This is a genomic window from Haloferax sp. DFSO60 (assembly GCF_046557615.1).
Lineage (GTDB): Archaea > Halobacteriota > Halobacteria > Halobacteriales > Haloferacaceae > Haloferax.
In genome coordinates this window covers 365,595-390,018 of record NZ_JBKIII010000002.1, presented here as the reverse complement: position 1 = coordinate 390,018, position 24,424 = coordinate 365,595, and the positions used below count along the sequence as shown (strand labels likewise).

The 24,424-nt window shown below is 61.3% G+C and carries 28 protein-coding genes; 18 read left to right on the top strand and 10 right to left on the bottom strand.

Going from position 1 to position 24,424, the window contains the following annotated elements; genetic code table 11:
* Genes ACK509_RS11405 through ACK509_RS11390 form a run of 4 tightly spaced genes read right to left on the bottom strand, consistent with a single transcriptional unit; the run spans position 1 to position 3,084 of the window.
* The gene (locus ACK509_RS11405; protein WP_410766661.1) at positions 1–798 is read right to left on the bottom strand and encodes a YqcI/YcgG family protein; all 798 of its coding nucleotides are present in this window, start codon (positions 796–798) and stop codon (positions 1–3) included.
* 55 nt (positions 799–853) lie between these two features.
* Positions 854–1,327: a GNAT family N-acetyltransferase gene (locus tag ACK509_RS11400; RefSeq protein WP_410766660.1), complete on the bottom strand. Its 474-nt coding sequence runs from the start codon at positions 1,325–1,327 to the stop codon at positions 854–856.
* Positions 1,328–1,369: 42 nt separating this feature from the next.
* A complete protein-coding gene (locus ACK509_RS11395; RefSeq protein ID WP_410766659.1) occupies positions 1,370–2,869 on the bottom strand; it encodes a sodium:solute symporter family protein in 1,500 nt (499 codons plus the stop codon).
* Entirely contained in the window at positions 2,869–3,084 is a 216-nt protein-coding gene (locus ACK509_RS11390; RefSeq protein ID WP_410766658.1) for a DUF3311 domain-containing protein, read from the bottom strand. Before ACK509_RS11390 ends, ACK509_RS11395 begins: the two co-directional genes overlap by 1 nt.
* A 159-nt stretch (positions 3,085–3,243) precedes the next feature.
* On the opposite strand from ACK509_RS11390, the gene ACK509_RS11385 reads away from it, so the two are divergent.
* From ACK509_RS11385 to dnaG, 3 genes are all read left to right on the top strand, one after another.
* Positions 3,244–3,987, top strand: a complete 744-nt coding sequence (locus tag ACK509_RS11385; protein WP_410766657.1) for a sugar phosphate isomerase/epimerase family protein — start codon at positions 3,244–3,246, stop codon at positions 3,985–3,987.
* Positions 3,988–3,989: 2 nt separating this feature from the next.
* A complete protein-coding gene (locus tag ACK509_RS11380; RefSeq protein WP_410766656.1) occupies positions 3,990–4,190 on the top strand; it encodes a hypothetical protein in 201 nt (66 codons plus the stop codon).
* Between the two features lie 231 nt (positions 4,191–4,421).
* The gene (dnaG, locus tag ACK509_RS11375; protein ID WP_410766655.1) at positions 4,422–5,738 is read left to right on the top strand and encodes a DNA primase DnaG; all 1,317 of its coding nucleotides are present in this window, start codon (positions 4,422–4,424) and stop codon (positions 5,736–5,738) included.
* A gap of 26 nt (positions 5,739–5,764) precedes the next feature.
* Here the strand turns inward: dnaG and ACK509_RS11370 are convergent, their stop codons facing one another.
* Both ACK509_RS11370 and ACK509_RS11365 read right to left on the bottom strand, forming a co-directional pair.
* On the bottom strand, positions 5,765–6,178 hold the full coding sequence (locus tag ACK509_RS11370) for a GNAT family N-acetyltransferase (RefSeq protein ID WP_410766654.1): 414 nt from the start codon (positions 6,176–6,178) through the stop codon (positions 5,765–5,767).
* Complete coding sequence (locus ACK509_RS11365; protein WP_410766653.1) at positions 6,163–7,476, bottom strand: DUF92 domain-containing protein; 1,314 nt, start codon at positions 7,474–7,476, stop codon at positions 6,163–6,165. The genes ACK509_RS11370 and ACK509_RS11365 overlap by 16 nt, the downstream gene beginning before the upstream one ends.
* Before the next feature lie 165 nt (positions 7,477–7,641).
* Here ACK509_RS11365 and ACK509_RS11360 point away from each other — a divergent pair, with 165 nt between their 5' ends.
* Positions 7,642–8,250 carry an undecaprenyl diphosphate synthase family protein gene (locus ACK509_RS11360; RefSeq protein ID WP_410766652.1) on the top strand — a complete coding sequence of 203 codons (609 nt, stop codon included), beginning with the start codon at positions 7,642–7,644 and terminating at the stop codon, positions 8,248–8,250.
* A 6-nt stretch (positions 8,251–8,256) separates the two neighbouring features.
* On the opposite strand, the gene uppS is transcribed toward ACK509_RS11360, so the two are convergent.
* Positions 8,257–9,186 (bottom strand): polyprenyl diphosphate synthase, encoded by a 930-nt coding sequence (gene uppS, locus ACK509_RS11355; protein ID WP_410766651.1) that lies wholly within the window; start codon positions 9,184–9,186, stop codon positions 8,257–8,259.
* Between the two features lie 115 nt (positions 9,187–9,301).
* Between uppS and ACK509_RS11350 the strand changes: the two genes are divergently transcribed.
* The 7 genes from ACK509_RS11350 to ACK509_RS11320 are packed head-to-tail and all read left to right on the top strand — an operon-like array spanning position 9,302 to position 14,257.
* Entirely contained in the window at positions 9,302–9,706 is a 405-nt protein-coding gene (locus tag ACK509_RS11350) for a DUF5778 family protein (RefSeq protein WP_410766650.1), read from the top strand.
* Positions 9,707–9,753: 47 nt separating this feature from the next.
* Positions 9,754–10,815: an Lrp/AsnC family transcriptional regulator gene (locus tag ACK509_RS11345; protein ID WP_410766649.1), complete on the top strand. Its 1,062-nt coding sequence runs from the start codon at positions 9,754–9,756 to the stop codon at positions 10,813–10,815.
* A gap of 1 nt (position 10,816) precedes the next feature.
* Positions 10,817–11,464: a bifunctional precorrin-2 dehydrogenase/sirohydrochlorin ferrochelatase gene (locus ACK509_RS11340; RefSeq protein WP_410766648.1), complete on the top strand. Its 648-nt coding sequence runs from the start codon at positions 10,817–10,819 to the stop codon at positions 11,462–11,464.
* The gene (gene hemA, locus ACK509_RS11335) at positions 11,461–12,831 is read left to right on the top strand and encodes a glutamyl-tRNA reductase (protein WP_410766647.1); all 1,371 of its coding nucleotides are present in this window, start codon (positions 11,461–11,463) and stop codon (positions 12,829–12,831) included. The genes ACK509_RS11340 and hemA overlap by 4 nt, the downstream gene beginning before the upstream one ends.
* 49 nt (positions 12,832–12,880) lie before the next feature.
* Positions 12,881–13,156, top strand: a complete 276-nt coding sequence (locus tag ACK509_RS11330) for a 4a-hydroxytetrahydrobiopterin dehydratase (protein WP_410766646.1) — start codon at positions 12,881–12,883, stop codon at positions 13,154–13,156.
* Position 13,157: 1 nt separating this feature from the next.
* Entirely contained in the window at positions 13,158–13,535 is a 378-nt protein-coding gene (gene lwrS, locus ACK509_RS11325; protein WP_410766645.1) for an LWR-salt protein, read from the top strand.
* 53 nt (positions 13,536–13,588) lie between these two features.
* Positions 13,589–14,257: an HAD family hydrolase gene (locus ACK509_RS11320; protein ID WP_410766644.1), complete on the top strand. Its 669-nt coding sequence runs from the start codon at positions 13,589–13,591 to the stop codon at positions 14,255–14,257.
* Positions 14,258–14,318: 61 nt separating this feature from the next.
* On the opposite strand, the gene ACK509_RS11315 is transcribed toward ACK509_RS11320, so the two are convergent.
* The 3 genes from ACK509_RS11315 to glp form a co-directional block, all read right to left on the bottom strand.
* Positions 14,319–15,065, bottom strand: coding sequence for a response regulator (locus tag ACK509_RS11315; protein WP_410766643.1), 747 nt, complete (start codon positions 15,063–15,065; stop codon positions 14,319–14,321).
* Between the two features lie 87 nt (positions 15,066–15,152).
* On the bottom strand, positions 15,153–17,036 hold the full coding sequence (locus ACK509_RS11310) for a molybdopterin biosynthesis protein (RefSeq protein ID WP_410766642.1): 1,884 nt from the start codon (positions 17,034–17,036) through the stop codon (positions 15,153–15,155).
* On the bottom strand, positions 17,033–18,253 hold the full coding sequence (glp, locus tag ACK509_RS11305) for a gephyrin-like molybdotransferase Glp (RefSeq protein WP_410766641.1): 1,221 nt from the start codon (positions 18,251–18,253) through the stop codon (positions 17,033–17,035). Before glp ends, ACK509_RS11310 begins: the two co-directional genes overlap by 4 nt.
* Before the next feature lie 129 nt (positions 18,254–18,382).
* Here glp and ACK509_RS11300 point away from each other — a divergent pair, with 129 nt between their 5' ends.
* The 7 genes from ACK509_RS11300 to ACK509_RS11270 all read left to right on the top strand — a co-directional run bounded on the left by ACK509_RS11300 (position 18,383) and on the right by ACK509_RS11270 (position 24,410).
* Positions 18,383–18,772, top strand: a complete 390-nt coding sequence (locus tag ACK509_RS11300) for an Hsp20/alpha crystallin family protein (protein WP_410766640.1) — start codon at positions 18,383–18,385, stop codon at positions 18,770–18,772.
* Positions 18,773–18,780: 8 nt separating this feature from the next.
* Positions 18,781–20,457, top strand: a complete 1,677-nt coding sequence (locus ACK509_RS11295; RefSeq protein WP_410766639.1) for an ABC1 kinase family protein — start codon at positions 18,781–18,783, stop codon at positions 20,455–20,457.
* A gap of 57 nt (positions 20,458–20,514) precedes the next feature.
* Entirely contained in the window at positions 20,515–20,943 is a 429-nt protein-coding gene (locus tag ACK509_RS11290) for a DUF5518 domain-containing protein (protein WP_410766638.1), read from the top strand.
* A 74-nt stretch (positions 20,944–21,017) separates the two neighbouring features.
* Complete coding sequence (locus tag ACK509_RS11285) at positions 21,018–21,392, top strand: translation initiation factor IF-5A (protein WP_410766637.1); 375 nt, start codon at positions 21,018–21,020, stop codon at positions 21,390–21,392.
* A 15-nt stretch (positions 21,393–21,407) separates the two neighbouring features.
* On the top strand, positions 21,408–22,217 hold the full coding sequence (locus tag ACK509_RS11280) for an agmatinase family protein (protein ID WP_410766636.1): 810 nt from the start codon (positions 21,408–21,410) through the stop codon (positions 22,215–22,217).
* A 288-nt stretch (positions 22,218–22,505) separates the two neighbouring features.
* A complete protein-coding gene (locus ACK509_RS11275; protein WP_410766635.1) occupies positions 22,506–23,267 on the top strand; it encodes a Nif3-like dinuclear metal center hexameric protein in 762 nt (253 codons plus the stop codon).
* Between the two features lie 105 nt (positions 23,268–23,372).
* Positions 23,373–24,410: a deoxyhypusine synthase gene (locus ACK509_RS11270; protein WP_410766634.1), complete on the top strand. Its 1,038-nt coding sequence runs from the start codon at positions 23,373–23,375 to the stop codon at positions 24,408–24,410.
* Positions 24,411–24,424: the final 14 nt, after the last annotated feature.

Here is a 24,424-nt window from a genome sequence, read left to right as displayed (position 1 = left end):
TTAGTCGTCCGCCGGAGCCATCGGCATCTTCGGGTGTTCGCGGGTGATGCGAATCGGACACTCGTCGGGGGCCTGCGACTCGTCGGAGGAGAACATGTACTGGTGCCACTCGCGGTCGCCTTCGACGCCCCAGTCGCCGAGGTTAGCGTGAGGGCAGACGCCATCATACGCCTCGATGCGCTGTTGGATGACCTCGCGGGCCTGTTGGCCTGCCTCGGTGTCGGCGGTGATGCCATCGAAGAGGGCGCGTGGCTGGAAGGTGATTTCCAGTCCCCACGGGCAGAATCGACTCATGCGCTCGTCGTAGAATGGCGCGCGGGTAGTCGGGAACATGGGTTCGCCGCCGAAGGAGAACTCCCATTTCGTATTATCCGGGTCGGTGGGAATGTCCTCGGGCCACGGTTCGGGGTCGTTGATGTGGAGGAACTGGAGGATGTGCCAGAGGTGTTCGTGATACTCGGCCTCGCTCAGGTCGTCTGCTGGAGGTTTGAAGAAGGCGACAAGCGAGCATCGCTCCGAATAGTCTGGATAGGCGTCGATGTATTCGAGGAGTGTGTCGCGGAGGGCGAGCAGGTCGTCTTTGTGGGTCATCGACCCGACGAAGGTGTAGAGCGCATCGCCCTGTCGCTCCGACTCGATGCCGAAGTAGCACGGGAAGGGCGAACCGTCGTACTCGCCGAGCATCGTCTCGCGGAACGTCTCGTAGTGCTGGACGGCCCACTGGGGCAGGTCGCCGTCGGCGATTCGTTGCCGAAGCACGTCCTGCTCCATGAGTACTTGCAGCCCCGACTCGTTCATGTTCGGGGCTTAGTGTGCGTAGATTTGAGTATTCGGGTTTGCAGGTCGAACACCCTCAGAGCGGACGGTCCATCTTCACGTATCGCGTCTCGTAATCCATCGCCTCGTAACACTGGCGGGCGGTCTCGTTGCGGGCGTGGACCGTGAGCGCGGCACTCTCACAGTCTCGCTCGCGGCCCCACTCGTGTGCGCGTTCGAGCAATTCGGTCCCGAAACCTGCGCCCCGATTTTCCGGCGCGACGTAGAGGTCCTTGATTTTGGCACGGGGGCCACGAGCGAAGACCGACGGCCCTTCGGAGTACGTTACTGTCGTATAACCGGCGAGGACCCCATCTTCGACCGCGACGAAGGTCTGTACGTCCTCGTCGTCGAGTTGCGCTCGTCGATAGTCGATTGCCTCGGTGCGGACATCTACCTCCTCAGCGAGTGAATCGCGTTCGTCGATTCCTCGCATCTCGTCGGCGAAGGGAAGCCACAGGTCGTCGATGAGTACGGGAACCTCGTCGGCGCGGATAGGGCGAATATCCATGCGTATCCCGACAACTCGATGACACGAAAAAGGAGTTGTGATTCAGTCGGCGCGGAGTTCCTCGGAGAACCGATACTGATTCTCGTCGGGGGCGGCGGCGGTGATGACAGAGACACCGACCGTCAGAATCAGCGAGAGCAACATGCCCCAGAGGGCGTAGTCCCACGTGAGATACGTCGCACCGAGGACAGCCATCCCGCCGACTTCGACCGGTGGGACGAAGACGTGCGCGAGGTAGAACACCTGTGCGCCGAGGATTCCGGCGAACATCCCGGTTCGCGTCGTTCGCGTCCAGTAGAGGGCGACGATGACGGGCAGGGCCATCTGGGCGAACCCACCGAATGCGGTGTCACCGACTTCGATGAGCGTCCCGGGGCGGAACAGACTGGCGACGAAGGTGAGCGTCGCAAAGAGTGCCACACCGAGGCGGGCAACCCACGCTTCGCGGGCGTCGCTCGCGTCGGGTGCGACGAACGGCCGGTAGAGGTCACGGGTGAAGTACGACGACCCAGAGAGAAGCATCGAGTCCGACGACGACATCATCGCGGCCATCGCACCCGCGACGACGAGCGCGGCGAACCAGACGGGCGTGTACTCGTTGAGGAGGACGGGAAGGACGTTGGCTCCTTCAGGAACCGAGATACCGAGTCCGGCCGCCCACGACCCGAGGATGAACGCAGGAACGAACAGCAGGACGACGAGAACGGGCCACAGGGCGAACGAGCGTTTGAGTACTTTCGCCGACTTCGCGACGAAGAAGCGTTGGTTGATTTGCGGGAACATCGCCACGCCGAAGGCGATGGTAATCGCCGAAGAGATGATGAACTGCGGCGTGTAGAGGCCGCCGCCGAGTGCGACGAACTCGGGCTTGTTGGTCACGAGCGCGTTCGAGAGTGCCGCAGGGCCACCTGCCGCGGCAGCGACCCATCCGACGGCCAGCCAGACGACGCCGAGCATGAACAATCCTTGGAGGGTGTCGGTCCACGCGACGCCACGCAGGCCAGAGAGGACGACGTAGGCAATCATGAACACCGTGATACCGGCGGCACCGGCCCAGTAGGGAACGATACCGTTCGTGAGGCCGACGATTGCTTCACCGGCACCCATCTGTTGGAGCATTACGTAGGGAAAGAGCCAGAAGAGGCTGATACCGGCGACGAGCGCACGGAGGCGAGTCGAGCCGAATCGGTCGCCGAGCATCTCGCCGAGGGTCACGTAGCCGTGTGCCTTGCCGACGAGCCACTGTTTGTACCCGATGAGGTACCAGAGGATGGCGAAGAGAATCCCATCCATGACGCCCATGACGAGAATCCACTCGGGACCGGCGCGGAAAGCGAGGTCCGGACCGCCGAAGAAGGTAAACGCCGAGAGGAGGGTTGCGAAGGTCGTAAACAGCAGAACGACGGTGCCGATGGAACGACCAGCGAGATAGTAATCTTCCGCCTGTCTGCTGGTGAGCCGATAGGCGAGAAGCCCAATTGCGAGGGCGACGACGAGGTATATCCCGATGATTCCCAGTTGGATTCCGAGGGCAGAGACCATCAGCGAGTCACCTCGTTCATTCCACGGTCCCACGCACTGCGCGTGAACTGGTAGAAAATCACAGCGGCCAGTCCCATCCAGCCGATGTGCCACCAGAGCCACAGTGGTAACCCTGCGAAGACACGGCTATCGCCCCAGAGGAACCACGGAACGGCGAACGTTACGAGGACCGCGAAGGTGGCAATCCATAGATAGTCGATACGTGCTCTCGACATGATTGGAGACAATAATAGTTATCCAAACGTAAGTGTTACTCTATTAACCTACACCCGAAGCTATTGGAGAAGAATTTTCTTCAAAGAGGGGTATCGAACTGATAATACCTCTTCAACCCGGTCGGAAAGGTTTCGTGACGGGAAAATGAGGTGTGAACGATGAATTTCGGTCTCCAACTGTACTCACTGCGTGACCTCGGCGAATCGACATCGGCACTCGTTCGACGCGTTGCCGACGCTGGCCTCGACGGCGTGGAGTTCGCTGGCTTGGACGACGACGACGCGATTCTCGATGCACTCGCAGAGACAGGACTCAGCGCTCCCGCCGCACACGTCCCAATCGAGGACCTCGAATCCGACCTCGACGCCGTCTGCAAGCGATACGGCGAAGTTGGCGTCGAAACGTTGGTCGTGCCGTATCTCCCACCAGAAGCCTTCGCAGATGTCGATGCCGTGGACGAGACGGCGCACCGATTAGACGACCTGACCGCCCGTTGTGACGACCGTGGATTTCGCCTCTGCTATCACAATCACGAACACGAACTGGCGATGGTCGATGGCGAACGCGCACTGGACCGACTCGCAGAAGAGTCCGGAATCGGATTCGAACTCGACCTCGCGTGGATTCTCGCCGCCGGTGCCGACCCTATTACCTACATCTCTCGATACGCCGACCGTACGCCGCTCGTCCACCTCAAAGACGTGGTGGTGGACGAAACCGCCGAGCGTGGTGGTCGCCCGGTGATGCTCGGTGAGGGCGAACTCGATATCGACGCGTCACTCGCAGTCGCTCGCGACGCCGCCGTCGAGTGGGCAATCGTCGAACACGACTTCCCAGACGACCCCGCGGCGTTCTGCGAGTCGGCCGGGGAGACGACTTCCAGCCTTCGAGAGGCGTTCTGACCGTGACTAGCCCTATCGCCGTGGTGATTCCCGGCGGCGTCGGCTTCGGAATTGGACTGCTCCTTGCAGGACCGCTCGGGGCCGGTGTTGGCGTGATGCTCGGTGTCGCACTTGGTGTAGTGGCGAGTCAAACGGAGTTAGATATCGACGAGTCACGACCGGATTCGAACGACACAACCGAGCATACCCCGTCAGAGAACTAACCAAAACTGGACGCACATTAGCCGTTTTTCGCACACAGAACGGTCGTGGTTGCGTTCTGAGTGCCCATTATATTCGACTCAGGAATGGATATATAAAGAGAAAATTTTTGTGTAGTTATCGAACGACCACGATAGATATTTCCCTCGTGCATGACTTATATACAGGTAGGCTGTGGGTATCCCCCGCATCATCATCATCAATTCACCACTCCCCGCAAGGGGGTTTCATCAATGGACGACACTGCAAAATATCTCATTCACGCTTCAATCTCCGCCGATGGGGTGGTCGAACGGAGTGACGTCGTTGGAGCGGTCTTCGGACAAACCGAAGGTCTGCTCGGCGACGAACTCGACCTCCGCGACCTCCAACAGTCCTCCAAAGTCGGTCGGATAGACGTACAGATAAGTTCCGAGAACGGCCACTCGTTCGGGAACCTCACTATCGCCAGTAGCCTCGATAAAGTCAAGACGGCCATCCTCGCTGCCTCACTCGAAACGCTCACTCGCGTCGGGCCGTGTCAAGCCGTCATCGAAGTGACGAACATCGAAGACATCCGCGAGGCCAAACGCCGGATGGTCGTCGAACGCGCGAAAGAACTGCTCACCACCTCGTTCGACGACACCATCATGTCTTCGACCGAGATTCTCGAAGAGGTCCAAGAGAGCGTTCGCGTCGAGGACATCACCGACTATCACGGCCTTCCCGCCGGACCGCGTGTTGCTGATTCGGATGCCATCATCGTCGTCGAAGGCCGCGCAGACGTGCTGACACTCCTTCGTTACGGCATCAAAAACGCTGTCGCCGTCGAAGGCACGAACGTCCCCGACGAAGTGGCCGCTCTCACCCAAGAGCGCACCGTCACCACCTTCCTCGATGGCGACCGGGGTGGCGAACTCATCCTCCGCGAACTCGCACAGGTCGGGGATGTAGACTACGTCGCGTTCGCCCCCGACGGTGAGTCGGTCGAAGACCTCGAACGAGAGGCCGTCATCAAGTCCCTTCGAAACAAGGTCGCATTCGCGGCCCTCCCCGACGAAGGTGACCTTCGTGCCGCGGTGAGCGTCGCACAACAGAGTCTCCAAACACACACCGACCACCTCTCAGAACCACCGACACCGGACGATGACGCCGTGCCGACACCAACAGACCCGACCGAGGTTCCGAGCGAAACCACCTCGGATGGCGGCGCAGTCGCAGTCGAGCGCACCGCCGACGAAGGGTCGGTCGAGGCCGTCGCAGTCGAACAGGAGACCAAGACGCTCGTTGACCACGTGAGCGAGGTCGTCACCGACGAGAGCGGTCTCGCGCGACTCCTCGACCACGGCCTGAAACTGAGCGACGAAGTAGCCGTCGAGAAGATTTACGAGACGCTCGAACACACCGACACCGCTCCGCTCGTCGTCATCGTCGATGGCGAAGTGAGTCAGAAACTCGTCGATATCGCGGCCCAACGCGGCGTCCAACACGTCATCGGCCGCTCCAAAGGCGAGTTCGTCAAAAAGCCAATCAGCGTTCGCGTTCGCACGGCGAGTCAGTTGCTCCCGTAGGAGCGTCGGACCGAACACTCGGCTTCTCACTTCGGTTGGCGAATCATTCGAATCCCTTCTTCCCCAGCGAACGCGTCGGCGACGCGTCCATCTACTTCGAATCCAAGGCTTTCGTAGCACGCCCGCGCCACAGCGTTCTCTGGATAAACGAAGAGCGTCAACTGTGAGTCTGGCCGCTGGGCGTGATACGCATCGATAAGGTCCGTTCCACGGCCTTCACGCCGAAAACCCGGGGCAACTGCGAGTTCTGCGAGGTGGTCACCAATTGCGAGGAGATACCCAACTGGAGCGTCGTCGGAATCGACCGAGACGAGAACTGTACCGACTGTCGGCCACGAATCGAGCAGGTCAGAAGATGGATGCGAGAGCAGTTTCTGGAGGGATGAAAGACGGGCGCGTTCGTCGGGACTCGCTCGGCGAACCGTCACAGCGGGAGCCATACGAGCATCGCGCCGAGTGCGCCAGCGAGCGTCGCAAGGAAGTTGACTGCCTGGTTACCGAGCCCAGCGCCTTCGACCGTCGCGCCGAGGAGGCTATCGACGGTCATACCGATGATGCCGCCACCGAGGACGGCGAACGCGGCGAGTGGCGACGGAAGCGGAAGCAACACGAGCGCGAGTCCAGCGACGATTGCCCCGCCGACGATACCGGCGATTTCACCCTGCCACGTCACCGCGCCGTCGGTTCCCGGTGAGACGCGCTTGAACGTGGTGATGAGTCGTGGGTTGTCGTAGAGACCGCCGATTTCGCTGGACAGCGTGTCGCTCATCGCGGCGGCGACAGAGCCAGCGAAGGCGAGAACGAACAGATTCGTGCCGAGTTGATGGCCGATGGTTTGCGTGAGTGCGAACCCGACGACGGCGACGAGCGAGACGGCGGAGTTGCCGAGGACGTTCCCCGTTCCGCGCGCACCTTCGTTCTCTTCGGCGACGCCGCGGGACTCTTTCTGGTCGTAGCGGAATTTGGTTGCGAGGCCGCCAATTCCGAAGAACGAGATGAGGACGATGAACCAGCCAATGCCGCCGAGTGCGGTTGCGAGCAAGCCGAGAAAGACGCCGGTCAACATGCCCGCAATCGACGCCGTGCCAATCGCGTAGGCGGCGTATCCCAGTGCGATGGTCAGGCCGATACCGAAGGCGGCTTCGAGGGTCGAAATCTGTCCGGCGAGAACGTCGACACCCCAGAGCGCGAAGGCGATAGAGACCATGACGAGCGGGTCGTCCCGCTCGTAGAGCGTGGTCCGAAGGAGTGCCGCGAGAAGTCCGCCGAGTGTGGCGAGGAACGCGAACCGCGGAAGCAACAAGATGGTGTCAGAGATGCTCGCGACTGCGACCTGCCCGAACGTTCCGGCGAGGAACGCCCCGGCGACGAATCCTGCTGTCGTGAGAAAGTCGTCGGTCGAACGTTCTCCCACGAGTTTTGCACCGAGGTTGCCGTAGGCCAGCATGAGGACGCTCGCGACGAAGAGTGACATCGGGAGTTTGACCCGAGGAATCGTCGCCAAGAGTGCCAGTCCGGTCGCCGCGAGTGCGAACCCGGCGAGGCCGTTGAGTCGGCCGTCTTTTCGGTCGCCGGGACGAGCAAACAGCTCGAAGAGGGGGCCATCGTCGATGACGAAGGCGGCGAGAAGTGCCACTGCGGCGAACGGGACAAACGCGGCGCTCCCGAGGGACGGTGCGGCGAGTGCCAGCGTCCCCACGCCTGCGAATCCACCCGCTCGCCGGAGTGTGGAAGTCACATCGTCCGATTTCCCCGACGCGCACTTAACCCTCCCGACATGGGAAATCGCAGGATTCCTGCGAGTGTTAGCAGTCGAAAATGGGTCGTAGTTTCTGAACGAACGATGCCTGCCCGAGGGAACCGAACCCGAACAATTAGGTCCGACGACGGCGGATGAACCGCCGTGGGACTGTACGACCACTACCTCGCGCTCAGATTCCGGTTAGACGAGACGGCCGCGCCGCAGCACATCGCGCTCGTCATCACCGAACGCGACCTCTTGGAGCAAGGCGCCTACGACACGCTCTCGAAGTTCATCCAGTGGGCCTTCGAGTACGGTGCCGAACGCATCACTATCTCCGTGAGCGTCCTCGACGAGGCGGTGGTCCCGACGCTCTCCCGAGAACTTCGAAACCTCGATGCAACCCAGCAAATCGAGGTGCGCGAACCCGGCGACACCGAGCAAGCGACCGCACCGATTCAGGTCAATATCGGTCTCGGCGGGAAACGCGAGTTCGCCGAAGTGGTTCGCTCGCTCGCCGAAGAGGTAGACGCTGGCGAACTCGACCCCGAAGACATCGACGGCACCGAAGTCGAGCGACGACTCGTGTTCCCGAGCGAACCGGATTTAGTCATCAAAACGGGTGCCGAGCGACTCTCGGATTTCATGATTTGGCAGTCCGTCTACGCCGAACTCTACTTCACCGACGTGAACTGGCGCGATTTCAGAAAGCGCGACTTCTTGCGGGCGTTGCGGGACTACAAGGATAGACAGCGAAGATATGGTCGGTAATCGCGCTCAATCCGCCGATTCCTCGCTCCGCTTTGCCAACTCCTCTGTGACCTCCGCGGCCCCAGACGACGAGAGTTGCTGACGAAGACGCCCAGCCACCGTCTTTGCATCTGCCAGTTCGACTTCGGCGACGGCACGGACGAGTGCGACGGCGCGCTCCGTACGGGTTCGTTGCCACGATTTCTCACGAGATTCGTACGTTCGAATGCCACGCAGGAAGTCGATTCGAGAGAACTCCGGCCAGTATGGCGCACAGAAGTAGACTGCGGCCTCGTTGCCGTTGGCGTGCCACGGCAGGAAGTTCGACGTTCGCTCGTCGCCGCCGGTGCGGATGATGAGGTCAACGTCGCGGACGTGTTGCCGCGAGAGACGTGATTCGACGGCATCGACATCGACCTCGTCGGGCGAGAGTGCGCCGGATTCGACGGCGCGACATACGTCTCGGGCGGCCCCGAGCAGTTCGGCGCGGCCACCGTAAGCGAGTGCGATGTTCAGCGTGAAGTTGTCGTAGTGGGCGGTTTCTGACTCGGCGAAGTCGATTGCCTCCTGGACTCTCTCGGGGAGCATGTCAACCTCGCCGATGGCGCGGATGGCGACTTCGCTCTCGTGGACGCGCTCGGCTTTGGCGAACTCGTAGAGTTTCGACTCGAAGAGGTCGAACAACGGTTCACGCTCGTGGTCCGGTCGGTCGAAGTTCTCGGTCGAGAAGGCGTAAAGTGTGAGTTCTTCGATGCCGAGTTGTTCGCACCACTCCAAGACGCGCTCTGTCGTCTGCGCTCCGGCGCGGTGACCGTCTGGTGCATCCTCGCCGTGTTCGCGTGCGTAGCGCCGGTTTCCGTCCTGAATGATTGCGACGTGAGTGGGACCGTCACCGATTTCGCGGCGCAGCATGCGCTCGTAAGCGCGCTGAAATCCCTGTCGAACCCACCCGAGCATACCTGTTCGTGTATTGGTGGACGCATGTGTCTTGTGGGTTTCGGCAGAATGCGTCGAATCGAACCCTGTCCACGCAAATCGCCACCCGTTTGTATCCCGCCACGAAGCGTCATACATGAGCGAGACTATCGACGACGACCTGTACAAGCGAACCCTCGCCCTCCTCGAACCGGGCGACATCGAACTCGTCGGTGCAATCGTCCACACCGACCTTTCGGGGCAAGAAGACCTCGAAATGCACGAACTCACCGTCGCAATCAACGATATCATCGCCGGGAACGCGAACAAGGGCGACGCGTGGATTTACGCCGGAAACGACGACACCAACTTCTCGTCGAACCAATTTCAGGGGCTCTCTGTCGAAGACGACGAGTTCGTCTGGGAGTGCCAGCAACTCCTCCGACAGGGAACGTTCGACCTCGTGTTCTACTACGAAGCGACCGCCGACCACGAGGCAATCGTCGCCGACCTCGGCGCACTGGACCACGTCGAGCGCGTGACGCCAGTCCCCAGCGAATAGGGCGGCCAAGCGAGTCGTTTATCGTCATCGCATCCTGAGTCACGCCCATGACTCAGGCGGACGCGGACCTCTCTCCTCTCGACCGCGCCATCGTCAATGCCTTTCAGGGTGGGTTCCCTGTCGTCGAACGCCCCTTCGAACCCGCCGCAGAAGCGCTCCGTGAGCGCGGCATCGACGTGACTGGGACCGAACTCTGCGAACGAGTGCAAACGCTGGACAAGGACGGAATCCTCTCCCGCTTCGGCGCGCTCGTCAACGCCGAAGAAATCGGCGGCACGGCGACCCTCGTCGCCATGCACGCCCCACCGGACCGCTTCGACGAGGTGGCCGAACAGGTGAACGCCCACCGGGAAGTCGCCCACAACTACGAGCGCGAACACCCGCACCTCAACATGTGGTTCGTCGTCTCCGTCGCCGACGAGTCGCGCGTCGAAGAGGTTCTCGGCGAAATCGAGGACGAGACCGGCCAACCGACGTACAACATGCCGAAACTCCACGAGTTCCACGTCGGCGCGAAGTTCCTTCTCGACGGCCCCATCTCCGACGGCGACTTGGACCTCTCACACCTCGGCCCCGACGTCGAACCCACAGACGAGCGAACCCTGACGCCCGACGAGCGCGACCTCGTCCTCGAAATTCAGGGCGGCCTCCCGATTACCGAAACCCCGTATGCGGACGTTGCAGACGCGCTCGGCCAAGACACCGAGTGGGTCGTCTCGACTATCAAGCGATTCAATCTCGAAGGGAAGGTTCGACGCGTCGGCGTCATTCCGAACCACTACGCACTCGGTTACACCGAGAATGGAATGACCGTCTGGAACGTCCCCGACGACATCGTGATGGAAGTCGGCCCGGAAATCGCCAGCCTCGACTTCGTAACCCACTGTTATCGCCGCCCGCGCCACGAAGGTGTGTGGCAGTACAACTTCTTCGCGATGACGCACGGCCGCTCAGAAGCAGAGAGCCAAGCACGCATCGAGCGCGTCCGCGAGGTAATGAGCGAGTATTGGGACGTGGGCGACGACGACTGGGATTCCCTGTTCTCGACACGCATCTTGAAGAAGACCGGCATCCGAATGGAAGAACGAGCGGACGCGAACACGGAGTGAAATGATACCGCTGGTACACGATTTCGAGGGTGAGACGGTACTCGTCGTCGGTGGCGGACCGGTCGGTGCGCGCAAAGCCCGTCGATTCGCCGAAGAAGCCCGAACCGTCGTCGTCAGCCCCGAATTCACCGACCGCGACTTTGGCGATGCCGAACTCGTTCGTGCGACAGTGACGACCGACGACGCCGACGAGTGGATTTCCAAATTCGCCCCGGCGCTCGTCGTCGCGGCGACGAACGAGTCTGCTGTGAACGATGCACTCGTCGCTGCCGCCCGAAATCGTGGGGTACTGGTCAATCGAGCCGACAAGAGCGGTGAGCGCGACGTTGGAAGCGTCGTCGTCCCGGCGACCATCGAGGATGGCGACGTGTCGGTCGCAATCACGACCGGCGGCGCGAGTCCTGCGCTGTCGAAGTACCTGCGAGAACGCCTCGAAGTAGAGATAGCGGGCGCGGGGAAGATGGCCGAATTGACCGAAGAATTGCGGGCGGAACTGAAAGATTCGAATCGCACACCAGCCGAACGCCGTGACGCGATTCGTGCGGTCGTGCGCGACCCGTCAGTTTGGAAGGCTTTACGTAGCGGGGATACAAACCCCCGGCGAGAGGCAGCGCGCGTGATTCGAACCACTGCAAACGAGGACGCATGAAAGACACAGGCATCATCTCCGGTGTAAGCGTCGCCCACGACCGGGCCAGTATCCCGGAGATAGAGTCGGCCTCGGTCGAAGACATCCACACCGTCGTCGAGCGATTACTCTCTCGAGACGGCGTGACCGAAGCGTACTCGCTCCAAACCTGCAACCGCGCGGAAGCGTACGTCGTCACCGACAACGCAACCGCTGGTCGCCGCGCGCTCGAAGATTTCGCACTCGACGTTCGAGAGGGTGCAGTTCGCCACATGGACCACGAAGAGTCCCTTCGCCACCTCATGCGGGTCGCGTCCGGACTCGAATCGCTCGTCCTCGGCGAAGACCAAATTCTCGGACAGGTCAAAGACGCCCTCGAAGTCTCGAAAGAACTCGGGGGCATCGACCTGATGCTCGAAGACGCACTCATGAAAGCCGTCCACGTCGGCGAACGCGCCCGCGACGAGACGGCCATCAACGAAGGCGCAGTCTCGCTCGGCAGTGCCGCGGTCAGACTCGCCCGCGCCGAGTTCGACCAGCCGATTTCGTCGGTCAACGCACTCGTTGTCGGCGCAGGCGAGATGGGAACACTCGCCGCAAAAGCACTCGCCGCCGCCGACGTGGCCGAAATCGTCGTCGCAAACCGAACCGAGTCGAACGCCCAGCACGTCGCCCGGGAGGTTCCGGCCGACGCGACCGCGACCGGTCTCGACAGACTCCAAGACCAACTGAGAGACGCCGACCTCGTGATTTCGGCGACGAGCAGTCCGGAGTACGTCATCGACGTGGCCACACTCGAAGAGGCGGGCGAGACGATGCTCATCGACATCGCCCAACCGCGTGACATTCACCCCGAATCGTCCACCCTCGAAACCGTCACACTCCGTGATATCGACGACCTCGAAACCGTCACCGACCAGACCGAGAGTCGCCGCGAAGAGGCCGCACGCGCCGTCGAGTCGATGATCGACGACGAACTCGACAACCTTCTGGACGCGTACAAACGCAAGCGCGCAGACGACGCAATCAGCGCCATGTACGAGGCCGCCGAACGCGTCAAGCAACGCGAAGTCTCGACGGCGATTTCGAAATTAGAGGCCCAAGACGACCTGTCCGACGAACAGCGCGAGACGGTCGAATCGCTCGCCGACGCACTCATCGGCCAACTGCTCGCCGCGCCAACCAAGAGTCTTCGTGAGGCCGCTGGCGACGACGACTGGACGACCATCCAGACCGCGATGCGCCTGTTCGACCCCGGATTCGAAGACGGCGCAGTCGAGATGGAGGCACCGCCATCGGGACTCATTCCCGACGATGCAACGGCCTCGGACCTGCCGGACGACGAGGAGATTCCGCGACGCGTCATCGAACAGTTTTCGGACGACTGAGTCGAGACCACCCCCGAATCCTTATTCTACTAGCCCGCGACACGTTCGTATGGCACAGCGACTGTCTGACGACGAGGTTGACTCGAAACTCGCCGACGGCTGGAACCGAGAGGGAGACGAAATCGTCCGCGTCTACGAGTTCGATACGTACCTCGATGGCGTCGATTTCGCCGCGTCCATCGGCGAGGTAGCCGAAGAAGAGTACCACCACCCCGAAATCACCATTCGATACAAGAAGGTCGAAGTTCGTCTGACGAGCCACGAAGAAGGTGGACTCACCGAAAAAGACCTGCGACTCGCCGACCTGTTCGACGACGAGTTGTGAGATGGCAACCTACGTGTTCCGGGTCCGCTTTCGACTCGACACTGCCCCCGGCGTTCGAACGACTCCGAAGACGTTCGAGACGACCGTTCGCGTTCCGGCGGTGAGGCCGGGCGAAGACGGATGGTTGCTGTTTCGGGATGCACTCTGGAGAGGCGAGGTAAACGACGAGCGCCACGCCCGCAAACTGGCCGAGTCGTGGCTCAGCGTCCCGGTCGATTCGTGTTCGTTTTCGGAGTTCCAGACGACCGAAACGGAGTTAGCGACGCTTCGTGAGGCGATTTCGGACGACCTCGATGCGTTCAACGCCGAATCGGTTCGTGACGTTCTGCACAAGTACTTCGGCAGTGCGATTCGCGTCGAAGGTGACAAAATCGAGTAATCTCTGGCCCGACGGAAGAAATTTATCCAAACATCGCCTATAGAATAGTCCGAATGGTCCTCGATGAATACGATTTCTGGTTGTTCGACCTCGACGGAACCCTCGTCGATGCCGAGTGGTCATACACCCGTGACGTGTTCGACCGCGTCGGCGACAGACTCGGGTACGCCTTCTCTAATCGCGAGGCTGAGACGATTTGGCACGGACTCGGGGGTGCCCGCGACCCGACCCTCCGCGAGTGGGGAATCGACCCCGGCGAGTTCTGGCCAGCCTTCCACGCAGAAGAAGACCCGTTGAAACGCGCCGAAGTAACCTACCTCCACGACGATGCCGAACGCCTCATCGCAGACGTTCACGATGCGGGCCTCCCGGTCGGTGTCGTCACCCACTGCCAGCAGTTCTTGACCGACCCCGTCCTCGACCACCTCGACATCCGTGACTGGTTCGACACGGTCATCTGCTGTACCGAAGAGACGGGGTGGAAACCCGACCCCGCACCCGTGAGACGTGCAATCTCGCAATTGGGCATCGATACGCGACTGCGCACTGACGGTGGTGTCGCGGGCGTCCTCGCGGGCGACGGCGAGAGCGACATCGGCGCGGCGTGGAACGCTGGTTTGGATGGCATCCACGTCGAACGCCACGGACCGGACCACCGCGGACGGTGTGTTCTCGGTGACTACCGTCTCAACACGTTCGACGACCTGATGCGGCAGCGATAGCACAGACTGTCAGCGTGCTGTATCTGGATTTCGCGCGGAGAACGAAGAGAGACGCCGACGCTCAGTAGTCTTTTATCGAGCGTGGTCGAGCGTAGATGTCTCCGGCGCTCGTGACGGCGAGTTCGAACTCTCCGTACTCGAATCTGACTTCGACGCTCGATTCTGCTTGCTTGTCTACGAGCGGTTCGAGGAGTGACTGGAGCGCCTCGGGGTCGATTGCGTCGAACAGTGGCACTTCGATAGCCGCGAGTCCTGCGTGTGCCTCCATCGCTTCGATGATGGTTATCGAGAGTTCGGCCTCACCGACCCACTGACCGATGAGGTCCCACTCTTCGGCGAGTCCGAGCGATGCCTTCGATGCCGCACTCGCGTGCGTCGAAAGTGCCTCTTGGAGTGCCGATTCGCCTGCTTCGAACGAAGCTTCGAACTCGTCCGATTCGTTGACTAACTCTTCGACGCGCTTGAGGACGGTCGAGAGGTCGCCCGGCCCTGCTTTCTGTACGTACTCGGCCACACCCGCGGCAGTGGCGATATCGGCGACCTCAACCCACTCTTTCGCGGTGAAAAGGAGGATTGGAAGGTCGTCGTCTCGTTGGTTGATAGCCGCGACGAGAGGGGTCCCGTTGGGGAGTACAAGCGAATCGCTCACTACACAGTCGATGTGCGATTCGTCCAGCACATCGAGTGCTTGTGCCGCCGACGCTGCGGTAACGAGTGTGACCGCATCGATCTGCTCGAATGCCGCCTCAGAGAGGGCGAGCATATCGGGATCGTCATCGACGTGGAGGACAGCCAAATGGCGATGCATGTGACCACCTATACACCACAGCGATATATGTGTTTCACATTTTTTATATTTCTTGATGACAAGAATGTCGATAAAATCATACCACTTTTAGACAGACCGATATCCGTCGAGATTCGTGAGGACGGTGGCTGTCGATTCGAGTGCGGCACGCAACGCAACGACACCCGGTTTTTCTGTTCGGTCTGGGGCGGCAAAGACGCGAACTGGCTGTTCGCCAAGCGACACGAAGTCGAGACCTAGTGTCTCTGCCGACGTTCGGAGTCCGAGTCCCACGTCGGCACGGCCAGTGAGTACGGCACGCGCAGGGCTTTCGAAGGCTTTGGTCGTCCGGTCGAACCCCTCGATGTCTTCGACGAGTTCGTGTCGCGTGCGACCCTGTTGGTCGGCGAGCGTGCCAATTTCGGTTGCGAGCGCCGTTCGGAGCCCCGAGTTCGTATCGCGGTTGACGAATCGGAGGTCGGATTCCACGAGGTCGGAGAGTCCTCTGACATTCGCGGGATTTCCCTCGGGGACGACGAGTCCCCACTCGCGCGTCCACGACCCGAGTTCGACACCCACGTCGTCGCGGTTGGCGTCGCCAGCGACGACTGCGACGTCGGGGACGCCATCGCGGAGGCGACGAAGTCCTTCGCGCGACCCAACCGCGAGATAGCGCGGCGACGAGACGCGGTCCAAGAGCCGTGAGAGTGCCGGGTCGTCCTCGCCGACACCGAGGAGTTCGGGTGGGCGAACGTCGGCCGAGAAGAGCTGTACTTCGACCGTCTCGCCTTCAGCGAGATACGATACGTCCGGCGGGACTTCGACCACGCCGTCGGCTTCGACGAGACTCGTCGTCGCACCCGAGCCTTTATCGACCGGATAGACGAGCAACTCGCCGTCGCCGTCAGAGACCAGTCCGACGGGCATGAGTCGCATTCGCCCTTCGGTGTAGCGTTCGCGGACCGCCATCGCCCCCTCGATGGTCGCCGTCCGCGGTTCTGGAAGCCCTGCGGCGTCGCGGATTTTCGGGGCGACGAACGAGCGGAAGATGGTGAGTGCCGAGACGGGATAGCCCGGCAGACCGATGTATGCACTTCCCTCGCCCAACGTGCCGACGAGCATCGGTTTGCCGGGTTTGACGGCGACACCGTGCATGAGGAGGTCGCCGCGTTCTTCGACCACGCGATAGATGACGTCCACCGCGCTCGCGGAGGTTGACCCGGACGAGAGGACGAGGTCGCACTCGTCGGCAGCCTGGCGGAGCAGGCGCTCCATCTCGTCGTAGTCGTCACCCGCGTGCGGGTAGAGTTTCGGAACGCCACCCGCTTCTTCGACGCCCGTGGCGATGGTGTAGGAGTTCACGTCGTAGATTTGCCCCGCTTCTGGTCGCAGGGATTCGCCGGGTCGAACGAGTTCGTCACCGGTCGAAACGATGCCCACGAGTGGCTTCCCGCGAACGGGGATTTCGTCCACACCGAGTGCCGAAAGCAGGCCGATTTCGCGGGGTGTAATGCGTGTGCCGGGGCCAAGTGCGCGGGCACCGGCGGCGATGTCGGTTCCGGCGGGCATCACGCTGTCGCCGGGTGCGACGGCCTTGTAGACGGCAATTTCTCCGTCTCGTTCTTCGATTCGCTCGACGATGACCACGGCATCCGCACCGGGTGGCATGACCGCACCAGTCGAGATTTCGACTGCCGTTCCGGGTTCGACTTCGACATCGGGTTCGGAACCGGCGTGGACTGCTCCCACGAGTTCGAGTTCGATGGGGTCCATCTCGTCTGCGCCGAAGGTGTCGCGGGCGCGGACTGCGAATCCATCCATGCTCGCGCGGTCGAATCCGGGCACGTCCATCGTCGCGTCGATTCGCTCGGCGAGGATTCTCCCGCGCGACTCGGAGAGCGAGACGGTCTCTGTCTCGGGTGAGATAGCCAACGAGTCGATAGTTTCGCGGGCCATCTCGGGGGAGGCGAGGTCGCGGAACTGTTTTCTCATGCGGACCACTCCCAGCCTTCGACGGTGACGGTTTCACCTTCGTCGTATCCCTCGACTGCTTCGGGGACGACGACCCATCCATCGGAGAGGGCGACGCTCGATAAGATACCAGAGCCACTGGTTCTGGTCGGTTCGGCCAGCGGTTCACCCTCGGAGTAATCGAGTCGGATGCGGGCGAAGGTTCGAGTGCCGGGCGAACTCGGAAGCTTTCGCGTCAAGGCCGCTTCGACCGTTGGGAGGGGTCGTTCTGTGAGGTTGCCGACGTGCTTGATGACGGGTCGGAGGAACTGGAAGGCGTTGACGACGCAGGCGACAGGATAGCCCGGCAGCATGACGATTGGCGTCTCTTCGATGATTCCAAGCGCGACCGGGTGGCCGGGTTTGAGTGCGACCCCGTGGACGACGACCTCGCCGAGTTCAGAGACGACATCCGGAATCAAGTCGCGCTCGCCGACCGACGACCCGCCGGTGGTGACGATAACGTCGTGGTCGAGATTCGATTCGAGTGCGTCGCTGAGTCGGTCGTGGTCGTCGGTGACGATATCTCGATAGCTTGCATGGCCGCCCCAGCGCTCGGCTAATCGAGAGACAGTGAGGCCGTTCGTTTCGATAACTTCGCCCGGTTCGGGGTTAGATTCGACGACTTCCTCGCCGGTCGGAATCACCGCGACAGTCGGGCGTTCGTAAACAGAGACGGATTCAGCACCGACAGAGCGGAGCAATCCGAGGTCGGAGGGTCGAAGTTCGTGCCCCGCGTCGAAGAGTTGGTCGCCTTCTTCCACGTCTTCGCCCCGTTCGCCGACGTTTTCGCCCTCGGCGAGTGCTTCGAACACTTCGAGTTCGTCGCCGAACTGTTCGGTGTCCTCTATCATGACGACCGCATCAGCGCCGTCGGGGAGGTTGCTCCCGGTGTGGACGCGGACTGCGGTATTCGGTTCGACCGTCTCGTCGGCGACGCGGAGGACGTTCGGTGCGCGGCGACTCGCCCCGAAGGTGTCACGAGCGCGGACCGCGAATCCATCGACTGCGGCGCGGTCGTAGCCGGGAACGTCCGCGAGGGCGGCGGCGGGTTCGGCGAGAACACAGCTATCAGCCTCGCCGAGTGGCCGTTCGACGATTCGCTCGTGCGGCGAGAGTGCCGCGAGAAATGTCTCGCGGGCCTCGGCCAACCGGGTTCGTTCTTTGAACCCGGCAGTGCGTCGGTCGTCGTGGTTCATGTCCGTCCTTTGGTGCGGGTGACAAAAAGCGTCAGCCTCACACAGTCCCGGCGGGATTGGCCGGTTTTCGCCCACCCCACGGCGAAAATGACCGCCGGGTTTTTCGACCCCGCGTCCTTATTGACCCTCATGTCAGCACTGCGCGACGCGCTGTCCAGCCTTCCGGACGCGGTGTTCGCCGACCTCCTAGAGTCCGACGAGGAGTATCTTCTCGTCCTCGACCTGCCCGGTGTCACTGCCGAAACGGCCGACCTTCGGGTCGAAAACGGCCGATTGGTCATCGAAGCGCGACGCGACAAGCGTCTTCCAACCGAATTCGAGTACGTCCGCGAAGAACGCCCGTTGTTCCTCGATGCAGAAGTTCCCCTGCCGCCGGATGCACTCGGTGACGACGCCTCGGCCGCTCTCGACCGTGGGGTACTCGAAATCCACCTGCCCAAGCGCTCGAAAGCCGGTGAACGGACGATTCCGATTACGTCCGGCGACGAGGAACCCTCGTCGGCCAGCGACGACGCCTAACGAGGCTGGTGGTCACGCTGGTCAATTTCCGCGCCTACTGGCGGTTTCTCGTCGTCCTGTACCAGTTCTTTCCGCTCATCGTCGCTTACACCCGCGACAGGCGGAAGTACATCTTCTTCGGCGGCCAACGGCGCGTCTCACCCGAGATGCGCGTCGAACGCGCTGAGGTTCTCTTAGCGTCGCTATTGACGCTCGGTCCGACGTTCATCAAGTTGGGCCAACTGCTCTCTACGCGGCCTGATATCCTGCCACCGCAGTACATCGACGTCCTCGGAACGCTCCAAGACGACGTACCTCCCGCGCCGTGGGAAGAATCTAAAGTCGTCCTCGAAGAGGAACTCGGGCCAATCGACGAGGCGTTCGACTCGTTCGATACCAACCCCATCAGCGGCGCGAGTCTCGGACAGGTGTACGTCGCCGAGTACGAGGGCGAAGAAGTCGCCGTGAAGATTCGTCGCCCCGGTATCGAAGAACTCGTCGAGGCCGACCTTCGAGTGGTTCGCTGGTCGCTGCCGCTCCTCATGCGGTTTATCGGTGAAGGCCGGGCGTTCTCGCTCGAAAACCTCGCCGACGAGTTCGCCAAGACCATCCGCGAAGAGATGGACTACGACGAGGAAGCCCGAACCTTGGAGGCGATTCAGCAGAACTTCGCCGACAACGATTCGCTCGTCATCCCGACACCGGTTCACGAGCGCTCCGACGACCGGGTTCTCACGATGGAGTACCTGCCGGGGACGAAAATCAACAACGTCGAACGACTCGACGAACTCGGCATCGACCGAACCGCGTTGGCGACGAACCTCCAGCGCATCTACCTCCAGATGATTGTGGACGACGGCGTCTTCCACGCCGACCCCCATCCGGGCAACCTCTCTGTCACCGACGACGGGAAGATTATCTTCTATGACTTCGGGATGCACGGCGAAGTTGACCCCTTCATCCAGGGGAAGATTGTGGAGTTCTACATCGCCGTCGCAAATCAGGACGTAGACGCCATCCTCGACACCCTCATCGAGATGGGGACGCTGAGCCCCAACGTCGATAGACAGGTGATGGGCGACGTGATGGAACTCGCTATCGCCGACGCCCGTGGCGACGATATCGAACAGTATCGCGTCAATCAAATCCTCGAACAGGTCGAATCCACGATTTACGAGTTCCCGCTTCGCTTACCGCGGAATCTCGCACTCGTGCTTCGGGTTGCGGGCGTCGTCGAAGGCGTGTGTGTCACCCTCGACCCGGACTTCGACTTCATTTCGGTCGCAACCAGTTACCTCACCGAGGAGGGCTACCGCGAGGAGAGTATCGAGAAGATTGCGAAGGGCGTCGGCCAGCAGGCACAGAAGACCGCACAGTCACTCTTCCGTGTCCCGCCGAAACTCGAACGCGTCCTCGACCGGGCCGACCGCGACAACCTGACGGTCAACGTCAAACTCGAAGACGGAAAGGGCGTCTTCGACCGACTGGCGAAGCGACTCATCTACGGAATTTTCCTCTCATTCGGGTTCGTCTCGACGGTTCTCGTCTACGCCTTGAATCCAGAGAATCTCGTCGCGGTCGGGGCCGCAGGGATACCGACGGTGTTCGTCGCACTGCTCCTTTGGCGGTCGTTCCGCGCCAAGAAAGGTATCCGTGCGACCCCGCAATTCACCCGACAGAACCTTCGGGAACGTCGCCAAGAGTAATCACATCTGAGAACCGGGCGCACACGTTTATCTGCGTCCACGAGAGTATGTCCCTGTATGACACAGTGGCGAGTAGTGTTCACTGGGGTGGGTCTCGCCGCATGCACCGAGCTGTTGGTCTATCTCATGACGGGGCAGTTCACCCTCGTCGGTGGGGTGACTGGGAGTGCCCTCGCAGGGTACGTCGTCGGAACCGACCCCGCAGATGGGGCGTGGCACGGTCTCTTATCCGGTGTCGTTTGGGGGTGTTTGTTGATGCCACTCTCGATTCTGCTCACCTTCTTGAACGAGACGCCGATTCTCTTTCCATTTCAGTATCTACTCCCATTCTTCGAGACGTCGGGTGAACTCACGACGGCAATCATGCTCGCGCTCTCGTTGCCAAACGTCGCTTCGGGGGCGCTCGGAAGTGTTGCGAGACGCGATGCCGAGGGGACGTGGTTCGACCCGTCGATGGCAGAGGTCGAAGCGGTAGACGAGGCCTAAGTCGATTACGGGAACACACCACGTAGGAGCGCCGTTCCAAACCGTTTATACCCTCCTTCCCATAACGGAGAGACATGGCGAAAGAGCAAAAGCAGGTTCGCGAACTCCAAGAAGGAAGCTACGTCATGATGGAAGAAAAGCCGTGCAAAATCTACGCTTACAGTACCGCAAAGCCCGGTAAGCACGGCAGTGCGAAGGCTCGTGTCGAAGCCCGTGGTGTCTTCGACACGAAGAAGCGTTCGCTCTCGCAACCTGTCGACGCGAAGGTTTGGGTCCCGATTATCGAGCGAAAGCAGGGTCAGGTCGTCTCTGTCACCGGCGAAGACGCTCAGATTATGGACCTCGAGACCTACCAGACGTTCACGATGCGCATCCCCGACGACGAGGAACTCAACCCCGAAGACGAAATCGAGTACCTCGAATACGAAGGCCAGCGCAAGATCGTCTAAACGGGGGATACTGAGATGTTCCCCGGGGCAATCGCAGACCGTGAGGTAGCAAGCTACGTCATCGTCGGCGCCCCGCTCGACATCTCCACCTCTTTCCAACCTGGAACCCGTTTCGGACCGAATCGAATCCGTCAGTTCGCCGGGTCGTTCGACGACTACGACCGCCGAACTGACCAATTTTTCACCGAGTTGGGCGTCCACGACGCGGACGATGTCCGCGCGTGGGACGACGCACCCGAATACATCGAATGGCTCACCGGGAGCGTCCGCGACGCAAAGTGGGACGACGCCGCCCCTCTCCTCCTCGGCGGCGAACACACTATCACCGCCGCGGGCGTCTCTGGTGTCGAACCCGACGTGTTCGTCTGTCTCGACGCACACCTCGATTTGAGAAAAGCGTACGACGGTAACGAGTGGAGTCACGCGACCATCACCCGGCGCGCCCTCGACGAACTCGGCGTCGAACGCGCAATCATCCTCGGCGCTCGAACTGGCTCACCCGACGAGTGGGAACGTGCCGAAGCAGACGATGTGACCGTCGTTCCACCCGAAGAAGTCGCCGATTGGGAACCGGATTTCGACGACGAATCCATCTATCTGAGTGTCGATATCGACGCCGCCGACCCGGCATATGCGCCGGGAACCGGGACGAAAGAGCCGTTCGGCCTCACCTCTCGTGAGATGCGCGACGTGGTTCGGTCGGTCGCGCCGTCTGCTGATGGTTTCGACGTAGTGGAAGTCAACGACCGCGACGACGGCCAAGCGGCGACGTTGGCGGCGAAGTTGCTTCGGGAGTTCGTGTTTTCGCACGCGGACGGGCAGTAGCCTCGGCGCGCTCGCTGATTTTCGTCTCTTTCTGCTGTTGAAACCTGTCCGTCTATGACGAGAATGACGTGTTGCGTAGAGAAAGCGAAGTCATCATCGACGGAAATTCGACCTCGGCGACCTCGGTCGTAAAAATCGAGATGGGAAGATGAAAGCGTGTGCGAGAGTACGTTAGAGTTCGACGACACCGAGTTGCTGAAGCATACCGAGGTCGTCCTGTTGATACTCGGTGAGTAAGGGGTTCACCAATCCCGTTTCTTACAAGTCCCCGAACCACGACTGACGAGTATGAGACTCTCCGAAGTCGTCGCCCGATTCGACGAGGTACTTTCACCCGACGAGTTCGCCGACGTTGACGCCAGTCCGAACGGCTTGCAAGTCGGACCCGACGAAGCCGAGGTCGAAACCGTCGTCTTCGCCGTCGATGGCGCGACCGCAACTTTTGAAAAGGCAATCGAACTCGATGCCGACCTCTTCGTGACGCACCACGGTCTGATTTGGGGCGGGTTGGACCGAATTACAGGAAACGAGTACGACCGCATCGCACCGCTCATCGAGAACGATATCGCGCTCTACGCGTCGCATCTCCCGCTCGATGGAAATCAGAAGTACGGCAACGCGGCAGGTGTCGCCGACCACCTCGGTCTCGGCTCGCGCGAACCGTTCGGCTCCGTTGGCCCGGTTCACATCGGCCAGTACGGCGAGTTCGAATCCGGGAAGACGAGCGAGGAGATTCGAGACGCACTGGACGAACTCGAAGGCAACGACGGCACGCAAGTACTCGACTTCGGCCCCGACGAGATTTCCTCGGTCGCTATCATCACCGGGTCGGGAACCGATTGGCTGGACGAAGCAGTCGAACGAGGTGCAGATGCACTCGTGACGGGCGAAGGAAAACAGCAGGCCTACCACGAGGCACGCGAAGCGGGGATTTCGATATTCCTCGCAGGCCACTACGCGACGGAGACGTTCGGTGTGAAGAACCTCCAATCACTCGCCGACGAGTGGGAACTGGAGACCGAGTACGTCAGTCATCCGACTGGGCTGTAGTCCGGCTACTCGACTCGAGTGCAGACACGTCTTTCGGCCTGCTATTTTATCCCACACTCTCGGCGGACCGGGGCGTTGAAACGCCCCGCCATCGCAGAGAGAGGCATGAGCGACCACGACGCCCACGAAGACGAGGGCGGCTACGAGATGCCGCACCGCGAAGAGTTCCAGCACAACCCGCTCGGGCACGCCGAAATCACGAGTGGCATGACTGTCGGCGAACTCGTCCAGCAGTACGGCCACGCCGGTATCGGCGCGGCAGACGTCCACGAGGCCGCAGATATCTACTACGAGATGTTGGCCGACGACGACTGTACGGTGTTCGTGTCGCTCGCGGGCGCGATGGTCCCCACTGGCATGCGAAAAGTCGTCTCCGACCTCATCCGTGATGGCCACGTCGATGCGCTCGTGACGACTGGTGCGAACCTCACCCACGACGCCATCGAAGCCATCGGCGGCAAGCACCACCACGGCGCACACGACCACGAAGAGAAGACGCCGCGCGAACACGACGAGACACTCCGTGACGAAGAAGTCGACCGTATCTACAACGTCTATCTCCCGCAGGAGTACTTCGCACTGTTCGAGTCGCACCTCCGCGACGAAGTCTTCCCGCCGCTCGAAGCGGAAGGCATCGTCAGCATCGAGCGCCTCTGTCGAGAACTCGGTCGTGCCAACAGCGAGGTCAACGAACGCGAAGGTATCGAGGAAGACGCCGGTGTCGCCGCCGCTGCCTACGAAGCCGACGTGCCGATTTACTGCCCCGCAGTGCAAGATTCAGTACTCGGATTGCAGGCGTGGATGTACTCTCAAACTTCACCGTTTTCGCTCGATGCGCTCTCGGACATGACGCCGCTGACGGACCTCGCCTACGATGCCGACACGGCTGGCTGTCTCCTCGTCGGCGGCGGCGTTCCGAAGAACTTCACCCTCCAGACGATGCTCGTCACCCCCGGTGCATACGACTACGCCGTCCAGATTACGATGGACCCCGCGGCGACCGGTGGCCTCTCGGGGGCGACTCTCGACGAAGCTCGTTCGTGGGGTAAATTAGAGAAGGACGCCCGCAACGCGACCGTTCTCGGCGATGCGACGATAATGCTCCCGCTCTTGGTCGCCGCCGCCCGCGAACGCCTCGAATAAGCGGTCTCTCGTCG